This window comes from Acinetobacter sp. ANC 4558 (assembly GCF_002135375.1).
Taxonomy (GTDB): domain Bacteria; phylum Pseudomonadota; class Gammaproteobacteria; order Pseudomonadales; family Moraxellaceae; genus Acinetobacter.
This window is the reverse complement of sequence record NZ_NEGH01000011.1, coordinates 1-13,264: the sequence shown is the minus strand read 5'-3', so window position 1 is coordinate 13,264 and position 13,264 is coordinate 1. Positions and strand designations below refer to the sequence as shown.

Annotated in this window: 9 protein-coding genes and 4 pseudogenes; 2 read left to right on the top strand and 11 right to left on the bottom strand. The window is 38.9% G+C overall.

The window, feature by feature from the left end:
- Positions 1–272 precede the first annotated feature (272 nt).
- Positions 273–664 (top strand): annotated as a pseudogene (locus tag B9T31_RS13120) (Fic family protein); the annotation flags it as partial.
- A 531-nt stretch (positions 665–1,195) separates the two neighbouring features.
- Here B9T31_RS13120 and B9T31_RS13115 read toward each other — a convergent pair.
- The 11 genes and pseudogenes from B9T31_RS13115 to B9T31_RS13065 form a co-directional block, all read right to left on the bottom strand.
- Complete coding sequence (locus B9T31_RS13115) at positions 1,196–1,930, bottom strand: SDR family NAD(P)-dependent oxidoreductase (protein WP_086182397.1); 735 nt, start codon at positions 1,928–1,930, stop codon at positions 1,196–1,198.
- Positions 1,914–2,348 carry an acyl-CoA thioesterase gene (locus tag B9T31_RS13110; RefSeq protein WP_228146049.1) on the bottom strand — a complete coding sequence of 145 codons (435 nt, stop codon included), beginning with the start codon at positions 2,346–2,348 and terminating at the stop codon, positions 1,914–1,916. Before B9T31_RS13110 ends, B9T31_RS13115 begins: the two co-directional genes overlap by 17 nt.
- Before the next feature lies 1 nt (position 2,349).
- A complete protein-coding gene (locus B9T31_RS13105) occupies positions 2,350–3,075 on the bottom strand; it encodes an SDR family NAD(P)-dependent oxidoreductase (protein ID WP_086182395.1) in 726 nt (241 codons plus the stop codon).
- A gap of 131 nt (positions 3,076–3,206) precedes the next feature.
- Positions 3,207–4,571 carry an MFS transporter gene (locus tag B9T31_RS13100; protein WP_086182394.1) on the bottom strand — a complete coding sequence of 455 codons (1,365 nt, stop codon included), beginning with the start codon at positions 4,569–4,571 and terminating at the stop codon, positions 3,207–3,209.
- 24 nt (positions 4,572–4,595) lie between these two features.
- Complete coding sequence (locus B9T31_RS13095) at positions 4,596–6,038, bottom strand: NAD-dependent succinate-semialdehyde dehydrogenase (protein WP_086182393.1); 1,443 nt, start codon at positions 6,036–6,038, stop codon at positions 4,596–4,598.
- 31 nt (positions 6,039–6,069) lie between these two features.
- Positions 6,070–7,482, bottom strand: a complete 1,413-nt coding sequence (locus B9T31_RS13090; RefSeq protein ID WP_086182392.1) for a sigma-54 interaction domain-containing protein — start codon at positions 7,480–7,482, stop codon at positions 6,070–6,072.
- A gap of 16 nt (positions 7,483–7,498) precedes the next feature.
- Positions 7,499–8,641, bottom strand: a complete 1,143-nt coding sequence (locus tag B9T31_RS13085; protein WP_086182391.1) for an iron-containing alcohol dehydrogenase — start codon at positions 8,639–8,641, stop codon at positions 7,499–7,501.
- A gap of 12 nt (positions 8,642–8,653) precedes the next feature.
- Positions 8,654–9,592, bottom strand: coding sequence for an alpha/beta hydrolase (locus B9T31_RS13080; protein ID WP_086182390.1), 939 nt, complete (start codon positions 9,590–9,592; stop codon positions 8,654–8,656).
- Positions 9,589–11,067 carry a flavin-containing monooxygenase gene (locus tag B9T31_RS13075; protein WP_086182389.1) on the bottom strand — a complete coding sequence of 493 codons (1,479 nt, stop codon included), beginning with the start codon at positions 11,065–11,067 and terminating at the stop codon, positions 9,589–9,591. Before B9T31_RS13075 ends, B9T31_RS13080 begins: the two co-directional genes overlap by 4 nt.
- Before the next feature lie 412 nt (positions 11,068–11,479).
- Positions 11,480–11,709 (bottom strand): annotated as a pseudogene (locus B9T31_RS13070) (transposase); the annotation flags it as partial.
- Positions 11,710–11,745: 36 nt separating this feature from the next.
- Positions 11,746–12,877: pseudogene (locus tag B9T31_RS13065) on the bottom strand (IS3 family transposase).
- A gap of 195 nt (positions 12,878–13,072) precedes the next feature.
- On the opposite strand from B9T31_RS13065, the pseudogene B9T31_RS13060 reads away from it, so the two are divergent.
- Positions 13,073–13,264 (top strand): annotated as a pseudogene (locus B9T31_RS13060) (IS256 family transposase); the annotation flags it as partial.

Here is a 13,264-nt window from a genome sequence, read left to right as displayed (position 1 = left end):
TATAATAAATAATTTTTTAATTACAGGGGTTGAACTCAAAACCTAATTTAATGATTTTAAATATAAATTATAATATTTTAAAAATTATATATTCAATTTTTACCCAAATTAGATTTAGTACATTAAAAACAAAAGCTAATTTTTTTCAAAGTCGCTTTTAGGATTTGAACTAACATACTGATTTTAATACGTATAAATGCGATACTAAATGACATAATATAACATTTCTTTTTTCATGTATTATTTAAGAATACAACTGCAGGAACAAGATTATGTTTGAAAATATTGATGCTTTAAAAGCAAAATTAGATCAGCATTGTCCTCTTTCTCCTGAAATTGTAAAAAATCTATAAGAATATCTTATTGTTCGTTGGACATATCATTCAAATGCAATCGAAGGCAATACACTTACATTGCTAGAAACAAAAGTTATATTGGAAGGCATAACTGTTGGTGGAAAAGTATTACAAGAACATTTCAAGACAATCAACCATAGAAATGCGATCTACTATGTTGAAGACATTATTCGCAAAGAAGAACCTTTTTCTGAATGGCAAATTCGAAATATCCACCACCTTATTCTAAAGAATATTGATGATGACAATGCAGGACGTTATCGCCAGCAAAACCTCTTGATTTCAGGTGTACGACTACCCCACCAGAGAGACATAATCAAGTCAATGTTATTGATAAATTTTCCTTTCCGCATCCATACCATTCAGAGTGATAACCGTCATGAGTTTCAATCAAAATCCTATTGGCATTTGAATGATCTAGCTATTCATCATCGCTATATTAAATCCTGAACGCCCAAGCATAATGGTAAGGTTGAACGATCTCATAAGACAGATAAAATGGAATTCTACCAGTTATTAGATTATACCAATGATGTCGATTTAAATGCCAAGCTAGCTGAATGGGAGGCATTAATAACTATGCCCGACCCCACGCAGCCATGAATGGCAAAACAACCATGAGCGATTAAAAGAAAAGTTATACTAAAATCTTAGTGTCAGTGGATATAAGCTAAAGCAGAACTATGAAAATTCAGTTGTTTTAGCTTGTCTATTTATTTGGCTAACATTATGAAATATCAACAGGCTCTAAATATAATACTATTTTTTAATTTGATAGTTTCACTTTCACTATTAATCAAAACTCACATACAAGAAATTCCTATTTATGATCTGAAAATCTATTGAATTGAATATCCACCATCGATCACATACTGTGAACCTGTGATAAATTGAGCCTCATTTGAAAATAAGAAACTGACTAGAGCCGCAACTTCTTCTACTTTTCCTAAACGACCTACAGGGTGCTTTTTGACAAGTGCTTGATGATCAATATGCTCAATAAGCGGTGTTTCAATATAGCCTGGATGCACTGAGTTGACCCGTATATTTTGATCTGCATAATCTAATGCAACCGCTTTACTCATACCCGTAACCGCATGTTTGCTGGTCACATACGGCGCACGGTTTTTCGTGGCGATCAATCCTAACATCGAAGACATATTCACAATGGCACCGCCATCATTTTTCAACATCAATGGAATTTGGTAATGCATACAGTAGTACAGACTGTCGACATTAATATTCATGACTTTATGCCACTCATCAATCGTAACATCGGCAACCGCATTAGCAGCTGTAGTTACCCCTGCATTATTCAGCGCTAAATCCAAACGACCAAAATGCTGTTCAATCATTTTTATAACACCTTGAATAAAATGATGATCTGTCACATCTCCAATACAAGTCAATACGAAAGTAAGCTCGGATAATTCCTCCTTAAGCCGCTCTAATTGAACCGCATTTATATCGACCAAACATAATTGACAGCCCTCCCGAGCTAAACAAACAGCCACTTCACGGCCTATACCTGATGCTGCACCAGTAATCATCGCCACTTTATTTTGCATTTTCATTCGATTCACCATAAGGAAATTGAGCCATATAGGTTTGTATGCAGTCTTTTATATGACCTGGGATTGGCTGTTTTGAAAAGTTTATTTGATCTACAATCACGATAACACTGTACCCAACCGCCACGACTTTTTGTTGAGCCACACTATAGATTTCATAACACATGCTGAAACTAGTATTGCCAACATGCTTAACATAGGAGCGCGTCACAAGCTTATCTGGATAAACTACTGGTGCTTTGTATTCACATTCATTTTTCAAAATTATGCTATACAAAGATTCTTGGAAAAAATGAAACTGATCTAAAAACTCAATCCGCGCATCTTCCATATAACGGAAGTAATGAACATTATTTAAATGTCCAAACAGATCCATTTCGCCCCAAGAAATAGGACGAATAACTTGAGAAAATCGCACCATGTCAGCCACGATACAACCCGCCATTTACATGAATATTTTCACCTGTAATGTATGATGCATCTGAACTACAAAGAAATTTAATTACTTGTGCAATTTCATCTGGCTGACCTAAACGCTTCAACGGTGTGCTGTTAATCATCGCACTACGTTTTTCATCGCTCATACCTTGCATCATTGCAGTGTCAATTAAACCTGGTGAAATGGTATTAATACGGGTTTTTGGTGCAAGTTCAATCGCTAAACTTTTGGTCAATGCCAGTACACCACCTTTTGCTGTGGCATAAGCTGTATGTGCAATACTGCCTTGATGTCCTGCAATAGAGGAAATGTTGACGATGGCGCTTTGCTCTGCCAAAATCGGCAGGAAACTTTTAATTAGATAGTAGTTAGCATTTAAATTAATACTGATTTGGCGATTCCATTCTTCGTAGCTTAAATCTTCCAGTTCAATATGCTGATATAAACCGGCAGCATGAATCAAAAAATCAATGTTTTTAAATTGTGATTCAACTTGTGCTTTGACCAAATCTATTGCATCTGAAGTTGAAATATCAGTTTTAAAATATTGGTAAGAACTTTTTAAAGTCGATAAAAAATTTACATCTTCCTCAATAACATCCAGCAAGATAAAGTTTACATCGTACTCATCAAAGGCTTGTACAGTTGCTTTAGCAATACTGCCTAAGGCACCTGTGATGACAACTGTCTTTTGTATTAATCCGTTCATTTTAAAATCCTTAAAAGCTGAAGATAGCAATCAATTTAAATTTTATTCAGAAGTCCTTTTTTAAACATAAATTTCCTCATTCCACTCACCAAATGTGAGTGAAATGGTCTAAATCATTTAAATGTGATGAGTTAAGAAAATTTCTTTTGGTCTTCATTGTCTACGTCATGCAATGAACGACCACGTGTTTCTTTAAGCATAAAAATGGCAAATACAGATAGCGCAATCACTAACATAATGTAGATCGTGATCGGTGTAGTACTGTCATAAGTTTTCCATAGCACCGTTGCAATCATCGGTGCAATTGAGCCTGCCAAAATCGCACTGATTTGGTAGCAGAATGATGAACCTGAGTAACGCATACGCGTCGGGAAAATTTCTGCAAGCACCGCACCCTGTCCTGCATAACACATTGCTTGGAAATACAAACCCACACACATAGATAACAAGACAACCGAGAACTCAGCTGTATTTAAACCAGTGAAATAGAATGGTAGCCATACCACTAAGCCTGCATAACCAATATACATCGTCAGCTTACGGCCAATTTTGTCAGATAAATAACCAGAGAAAATCATTGCAAAAAATTGAAATGTATTCGCACATAGTAAAAGCAATAAAATGGTGGTGTATTCAAATTTCAATTGAATAGACATGTAGGCAATGGAAAACACAACAATGATGTAATAAGTCGAGTTTTCACCTACACGCATCAACATACCAAATAGTGCTTGTTTCGGATATTGAACCAAAACCTCTTTTAACCCTGCTGATGCTTTGTGCTGTTCTTCTTGGCGTTTGATTTGTTCTTTAAAAACATCAGATTCTTCAACATTTTTACGAATATAGTAGCCAATGAATACGATAATTGCAGATAGCCAGAATGCAACACGCCAGCCCCAAGCCAAGAAATCTTCTTGAAGCAATGTAAACGATAAGCCTAGTAAAACTAAACTTGCCAAGACGTTACCTGCACATGCTGCTGCTTGTGGAAAACTCGTCCAAAAACCACGCTGATTTTCCGGGCTATGCTCACCCACTAACAGCATTGCGCCGCCCCACTCTCCGCCTACTGCAAAACCTTGGATAAAGCGAAGTAAAACTAAAACTACTGGCGCTGCATAACCAATGCTTTCATACGATGGAATACATCCCATCAAAAATGTCGCTAGCCCGACCATAATCAAACTGATCTGTAAAAGCTTTTTACGGCCGTATTTATCACCGTAGTGACCAAAAACCAAACCACCTAAAGGACGTGCAATAAAACCAACTGCATAAGTAGCAAAAGCTGCGATGATACCCATCAATAGACTGCCATCGCCCATTGCAGGGAAAAATAGTTTCGAGAATACTAAAGTACTTGCAATACCGTAAATAAAAAATTCATACCATTCTGCAATGGTTCCTGCCATTGCCGCGCCAACTACTTTCTTAATTGACGACTTTTCTACTGGTACAGCAACTGCCCCAGCATTATTTTCAACTGCTTCCATGTAAACTTCCTTTTAACCCTTAACTTAATTAATGTTGCCTAAGCAGACATATTTAATTTCTAAATATTCGTCCATGCCGTATTTAGAGCCTTCGCGGCCAATTCCTGATGATTTAACCCCTCCAAAAGGTGCAGCAGCATTTGAAATAAGACCGGTATTTACCCCTACCATGCCGTACTCTAAGCCGCGTGAAACACGTATAAATTGATTGATATCTTGTGTGAAAATATATGATGCCAAGCCAAACTCAGTATCATTCGACATTGCAATAGCATCTTGTTCTTGTTCAAATTTGAAAATTGGCGCAAATGGACCAAAAGTTTCTTCTTTAGCGCAGAGCATGTCTTGAGTCACATCTTTGACTAATGTTGGAACACACCAATTGCCTTCAGTATTCACAGTTTTTCCAGTAACCAAAGTTGCACCTTTAGACAAGGCATCCTGTATATGCTCTTCAACTTTTTGAATAGCCTTACGGTTAATCAGTGGACCAATATCAGTATCTGCATCTAAACCATTGCCAACTTTCAATACATCTACTTTGACTTTCAGTTTGGCAACAAATTCATCATAGATTGCGCTTTGTACATAAATGCGGTTGGCACAAACACAGGTCTGTCCAGCATTTCGGAATTTGGTATCCATCACACCTTGAACTGCTTGATCTAAGTTTGCACTGTTAAAGACCAATACAGGCGCATTGCCACCAAGCTCCAGTGAAAGTTTTTTTACTGTAGGTGCACTTTGAGCCATCAGCTTGGCGCCAATTTCAGTTGAACCTGTAAAGCTAAGTTTTTTAACAATTGGACTTTCGGTAAAAATCTTACCAATTTTGGTCGATGAACCCGTGATCACATTAAATACGCCCGCAGGAATACCAGCTTTTTCAGCTAATTTTGCAATGGCCAATGCAGTTAATGGCGTTTCAGATGCTGGCTTGACCAAAATGGTACACCCTGTCGCCAAAGCTGGCGCAACCTTGCGGGTAATCATCGCCGCAGGGAAGTTCCATGGCGTAATCGCTGCACAAACACCTATGGCTTCTTTGAACACCAAAATTTGACTCGAAGGCACAGTTGGTATGATGTCACCATAGCCACGTTTTGCTTCTTCACTGAACCATTCGACATAGCTGGCAGCATAAGCAATTTCACCCTTTGCCTCTTTCAATGGTTTACCTTGCTCAACTGTCATAATCGCAGCAAGTTCTTCTTGATGCTGCATGAGCAAATCGAACCAGTTTCGGAGTAAACGGCTACGCTCATTCGGCGCGACATTTTTCCAAGACTTTTGAGCAATTTCAGCATCTGTTAATGCCTGTAATACAACTTCATCTGACAATACTGGGACTTCAGTAATCACAGAATTGTCCAGTGGATTTTTAACTTCTAGAGTTTCTTTAGCGCTGATCCATACACCATTAACCCAGCATTTATTTTCAAATACCGATAAGTTTTTGATATCCATATAGTAAATTCCGTATATCTATTTTGAATGGTTACTGTTTAAAGCGTGCAATTTTCTTTACCAGCGTCGATTGCTCAACTCCAAGGGCATCAGCTGTAGCACGTGTAGAGCCATGGATGTTTAATGCGTTGAGGATCAAATCTCGTTCAAAAGCGAGCACTTTGTCTTTCAAATTCAGTTCTGCTTTTCCAATATTCGCTTCATGTCGCAAATATGCAGGCAGGTCGTGTAAGGTAATTTCAGTGTGCGTTGTGCTGACCATCAGACATTCAAGAACATTCACCAACTGACGAATATTTCCAGGCCAATCATGCTGCGTTAATGACTCAATGACTTCTGGGCTAAATTGCTTATCCAAGCCATATTTTTCATTAAAACTTTTTTGATACTGCTGAACTAAAGGCAAGATTTCAGAGCTACGTGCTCTTAAAGGTGGCAGTTCCAGCTCCACCACATTAATGCGATAGAACAAGTCTTCACGGAATTCACCGTTAGACACCATCTCTTCCAAATTGCGATGTGTTGCAGACATGATCCGAATATCCACTTCTTTAAATTCGGTGGAGCCAACAGGTAAAAAGCGATTTTCTTCAATGACTTTCAGTAGCTTTACTTGCATGCTGAGCGGTAAATCACCAATTTCATCCAGAAACAGTGTTCCTTGATGGGCAATTTCAAGTAGGCCCTTTTTGCCTTTGGCAGCAGCACCCGTGAACGCACCCGGCACATAACCAAACAGCTCAATTTCTAGCAGGTTATCTGGAATACCTGAACAGTTCAGCTCCAAAAAGGCATGTTCCGCACGTGGGCTGATACTATGAATATAACGAGCCAGCTTGCTTTTGCCTGTGCCCGTTTCACCGCGCAATAAAACCTTGCTATTAAATTTCGCTACATTCGTCGCCAAATCGAAGAGCTTTTGTGTTTCACGGGAAATGATCAACTCATTCGAAGCACAGAAAATTTTGTACTGTGACTGACTGCGGAATAAATTCTCCAGTTGCTCCTGTGCATGTTTGGCACGCAGTAGTTCAGTAATATCCCGCACACTGGTCACAACACAAATCAGCTGTTTTTTTTCATCAAAAACTGGGCTACCTGTGACCAAAATCTTCTGTGTACCATTAATTGTTTGCACAAGCGTTACCACTTCTTGTCGCTTCAGCACCTCTATAGATGCTGAATTCGACAGATAACCCAGCTTGACTAAATCCCCCATATAACGGCCAATCAAAATATTTCTGTTTAGACCTGTAATACGTTGATAAGCACTATTAACCGCGATCGTGACTGCATTTGCATCGGTGATATAAATACCATCTTGAATTGCATCAATAATTGAACGGATTGGCTCAATATCAAATATAGAACGTCCATCTTGATCTTGAAGCGTAAAACGCTCCTTACTGGTTTTCATAAACGAAATGACTTCATCTACACTCATATCATCACCTGCCTAATCAATAAGCTTCATAGTAAATAGCTTCAATATCAGCGACAGAAAGCTGACGCGGATTATTTTTCAATAAGCGTTCTACTTTGATGGCTTCTGCTGCCAACGCTGGTATATCTGATTCTTTAATCCCAAAAGATCGTAAGCCTGCTGGGATTTTGAGCTGCTCAGAAAACTTATGTAAAAACTCAACCAAGCTTTCAGCGTTTTCCTGATGATTTTGTCCTTTATTCAGTTTCAAAATCGTCGCAATATGGCTCAGACGTTCTGCACAGCCAATAACGTTCCATTTCAAGACATGCGGCAACATTAAGGCATTGCTCACGCCATGCGGGATTTTGTATTTACCCCCAAGCGGATAAGCCAAGGCATGCACTGCACCTACACCTGCATTACCAAAAGCTAAACCTGCCATTAAGCTTGCTGTTGCCATTTTTTCCCGCGCAACCAGATTGCTTGGCAAGGCATAGGCTTGCGGTAAATACTCCACAATCAGCTCAATTGCCTGAACAGCTAGCGCATCAGTAATATCAGAGTGATTTACCGAAATGTAGGCTTCCAGCGCATGAACCAAAGCATCAACACCACTAGCAGCAGTAACAGAAGCAGGACAGCTTACCGACATCAGTGGCGACACAATCGCTACATCCGGTAGTAAAAAATCACTGACGATGCCTTGCTTCATTTGATTTGCTGTATCAGATAAAATCGCGATATTGGTCACTTCCGAACCGGTACCCGAAGTCGTAGGAATGACAATCAAAGGAACATCACGGCTTTTGATTTTATCTGTGCCGACAAATTCATGAATATCACCAACTTGACCTACTAATGCAGCCACGCACTTTGCAATATCCAAAGCACTTCCGCCACCGACAGCCAATACAGCATCACACTGCTGAGTACGGTAAACATCAATGCACTCTTGTACTTGCCCTATTTCGGGCTCAGGTTTTACAGCATCAAAAATTGAATAATCAACAGTGAGTAAGTCTAAGACATACCGTATCGTGCCTGACTTCACCACGCCTTGGTCGGTCACAATTAAAGGCTTTTGCACTTTAAAGTGCTCAATCGCTTGCACTAAATATTGCAGTGCTGTTTGACCAGTAACTAATTTATTTGCACTCTTAAAAGTAGAAAAACTCATTCACTTTCCTGTTTAAATTTTGCTCGTGATATATTTACCTATTTTGGCTAAATATTGCTCTGCGACTGGCAACTTCCCTGCCAATGTAAAAATGCCGTGCATTAAACCTTTTAAGTGGTGATATTCCACATTCAGTCCGCTTTGAATGGCTTTTTGCAAATACAGCAAAGCCTCATCACGTAAAGGATCGTGCTCAAGCGTTAATAAGAAAATGTCACCATTTTTAGCATCAAATGGTTGATTTAATAGTGAAATTTTAGAAGCATCTTGCCCTTCATCGAAGATCTGTGCAAAAAACCAATGCATCGTGCTGTCTACCAATGGCAAACCATCTTGATAGCTTTGATAGCTGTTAAGCTCAGGGAAATATCCAATCAACGGATACAACAGCACTTGGGCTTTTAATTCCATACCATAGGTTTGATAAAAATTTTGCCCTAAATGTGCAGCTAAATTTGCACCTGCACTGTCACCAGCAAACACCAAACGCGTTGCATCAATATTTAAATCATCCGCATGATCCATGATGTATTGCAAAGCACGCTGACAGTCTTCAAATGGTGCTGGAAACTTCGCTTCTGGTGCCAACCGATAATCCACAGCAATAACACGCACATCTGCCGATGCAGCAATTTTTCGGCAAATTGAATCATGCGTATTGAGGTTGCCAATGACCCAGCCGCCACCATGAATAAATAAAACAGTTGGACGTTTCTCAGTCTGCTCGATTTGCGTATCGTAAATTCGTAAATTCACCGCTTGATCGGACACAAAGGCACTGACATCTTCTGTCTGAATTTGATCCAAATCCTGCATAGCAGCTAAAGTACAGTTATTTTCATACGCTGTTCTTAATGCTGGAATCTCGCCCATCTTTTCAAATGATTTACCGCCATTGGCAATAAAAGCATCGATGATAGGCTGTGCCTCTGGATGAAACTGCAGGCTCATGCTGGCTCACCATGAACTACAGCTACATGAACCACATAATCTTCAGCATTAAACTGCGTATAATTACGGTATGATTCAACATTTAATGGCCAGTTATTAATGACCTTGCCTGCGTCATTTTTGTACCAGCTTGAACAGTCAGATGCAAATGCTGAACCTGCCATTTTCACTTGAATATCTTCATTATAAGCAGTGAAAATTGGTGCTTTGACATCCAAGGATGATTGATTCTGCAAGATATATTTTGTTGCATCGACTATATACTGGTGTTGAATTTCAAGCATGGTCACAATTGAATTGTGGTTTAAGTTAGTGTTCGGGCCGTAGACAACAAACATGTTGTTGAATGCTGGAACGGTTAAACCTAAGTAAGCCTCTGCACCCTCAGCCCACGCTTCTGATAAGCGCGTTGCTTGCTGGCCAATAATATCCAAATCGCCATTGAAATTTTGGCTTGCGAAACCTGTACCGTAAATAATCACATCCGCTTCAATCACTTCACCGGCAGTTGTAATCACTGCATTTTCAGTAATTTCTGCCACACCATCCGTAACCAAATAAACGTTTTCACGATTTAAAGCTGCATAATAATCATCTGTTCGTAAAATACGCTTACAACCAAATTCATAATCAGGAGTGAGTTTTTGGCGCAGCTCAAGGTCATCAATATTCTTTTCTAAGAACTCAAGTGCGATACGTACACCTTCTTTTTGAGAGTCTGAACCATGCTGAGTACGGTTAAAACCATCTTCACGCATTTTGTGAATGTGATTACGGCTGGCAAAGAACACTTCTGGATTTGCTTCAAATTCATCTAACTCCTCAGCGGTGAAAATTTGCTGATCACGCGGCATAATCCAGTTAGCGCTGCGTTGGAATACGGTTAATTTCGCAGCAGCTTTGGCAACTTCGGGAATGTATTGCACAGCACTTGCAGCATTACCAATGCTGATGACTTTTTTGCTTGAAAGATCAACAGAATAATCCCACTCAGCCGAATGGAATGCAGTGCCTTTAAAGCTTTCCGCACCTTTAAATTTCGGTGTGACTGCTTTATTTAACTGGCCCCAAGCTGGAACAAAAACTTTCGCTTTTACTGGCGCGGCGTTTTTTATATCTAAATCCCAAAGCTGCTCAGCTTCATTCCATTCCGCTTTGGTAATTTCAGCGTTGTATTGGATATTTGATTCAAGCTCAAAATGCTGCGCAAGACGCTGTAAATAGCTTAGTAACTCTTCTTGACCTGCGTACATGCGGCTGACACGCAGGTTTGGAAAATAATCAAAACAATAAATATGCGACTGCGTATCACAAGCTGCGCCTGGATAAATATTGTCACGCCAAACACCGCCCAATGCAGATGCTTTTTCAAAAATTTGAAAGCTTGTTATGCCATTTCTTTTCAATTGGGCCGCCATTCCTAGACCGCCATAACCTGAACCTAAAATTGCTACATCAATAACTTTACTTTTCACTTGTTAATCCTTTACCAAATTTTCAAAAATATGAAAAAAATCATCAAATTTATAAATACAAGAAACGTGCCAACTTTAAATATACACACAAGTAACTGTTTTTAGTTATATTTTAAATTAAGACACACCCATCAATGATGAATATATTCCTATACACCCATATTTCTGATGAATAATTTCTGATTGAAATTTTATACGAATTAATTATTGATATTTCTATTAAATTATTTATGAATTTTTTCTTAGACTTTGATTGAAAATAAAATTTATACGCATATTAATTCAAGGCATGACCAAAGAATCAAGACTTTAAGAAGCAATAAAGTTGTGTTATCAACTCTCACTGAAAAACTATTGTTCTAACGTTTTTCAAAAGTTTTATTTTTTAATGAATTTAATATCTATTGAAATTTCATAATAGTAAACAGATAAAAATACAAGCTAAAGCAACTGAGTTTTAGTTTATCCCAACGTGTGGCTATACCTCTAAAATGCTTCAATCTTGCAAATGCATTTTCAACTAAGCACCTGATTTTATATAAATACTAATCCATATGTTCATTACTAGTTTTAGCGTTACATTTCTTGGGAATATTGGCTTTTTGTTTTTGTAGTTTTGATTTTCTCTCTTAGAAATTCTGAGTGGACTGCTCCCAGTATCCTGGACATGAAACAGCCTCATTTTGAAGCTGCCTCAAAGGCTTCTGAACTCATTCCATCGAGATGCGAATGACGCCTGATTCGATTGTAAAACATCTCGATGTAATCAAACACATCTGCACGCGCCATTTCTCGTGTTTTATAAATCCTCTTTTTAATTCTTTCCTTCTTTAGGATTCAGCAACAGCATTATCCCAACATGAGCAGTATACTGCGCAAGTCGTCTGCTCATGCTGGGGTATTAAGTTATGCTTCTGACAGAATTTTTGCCAGTCTCCACTGCTATATTGTGAGCCTTGGTCTGAGTGTATGATCACAGGTTCACTTGGCCTACGTCGCCATACCGCTATAAGAAGTGCATCCAAAACGATATCCTTGGCAAGCGTAGATTTCATTGACCAACCGATGACTTTTCTCGAATATAAATCAAGAATCACAGCCAGATATAACCAGCCTTGCCATGTGCGAATGTAAGTTATATCAGTCACCCAAGAGGTATCAGGTGTGTTTACAATAAACTCTCGATTTAAACGGTTAGGTGGCACAATCTGAGGACGACCGCGACCATCGCTTTTATGCTTCTTATATCCTCGAACAGCGTTGTGCTTCATGATCTTCAGCACACGATTAGGCCCACAACTTTCACCTAACTCCTTAAGATCCAGCGTAATGCGGCGATAGCCATAGATGCCATAACTAGCATCATAAGAAGAACGGATGAGCTGTAATAACCGCTTATCTTCAATAGTCCTGCCTGATTCGGGTTCATGCAACCAAGCATAGTAGCCAGCACGAGCAATCTTAAGAACCCGGCACATCGTTTTAATCTTAAATTGATGGCTGTATTCTAGGATAAACTGATACTTCACTCGGGCAGACTGGCAAAGTACCTTGCGGCCTTTTTTAGAATATCCCGTTCCTCTTCAGTTTGTTTGAGCTGACTTTTAAGGCGAAGGATTTCTTTCTTTGCCTCAAGCAATTCATGTTCATCAGGGTTGTTGCGTAAAGGCTGTACGGCCTTTAGCCATTTATAAAGGCTGTGTTGTGATACGCCTAAACGTTCTGCAACATCTGTGACAGAATACCCACGCTCGGTAATCAATTTAACAGCTTCATCTTTAAATTCTGGGGTATATCGTTGTCCACTCATAATGTTCTCTCCTATGCAAAAAGAATAGATGAAATTTGTCTAGGAGAGTGGTGGCAGTCCAAAAGATGGTTATATGTGTCTAGAATTTTAGTGGCTATTCAAATATTTAAAGCAAGTTACGGGACTGTTCTAAATTTTGTGTAAGTACTTAATTTTCATTTATCCTTCTGAGGATAATTACAAAAGGTACTTCACATGGATGAAGCAACAATCAGAAGTATGGCTGCTGAATTGGCTAAAGGTCTAAAAACTCCAGAAGACTTAAACCAAATGACAGCAGTCTTTAAAAAGTTCATGATTGAAACTGCACTCAATACAGAACTTTCAGATCATCTTGGTTATGAAAAGCATCAACCTAAGAAAGGCTCAAATAGCCGCAATGGCTTT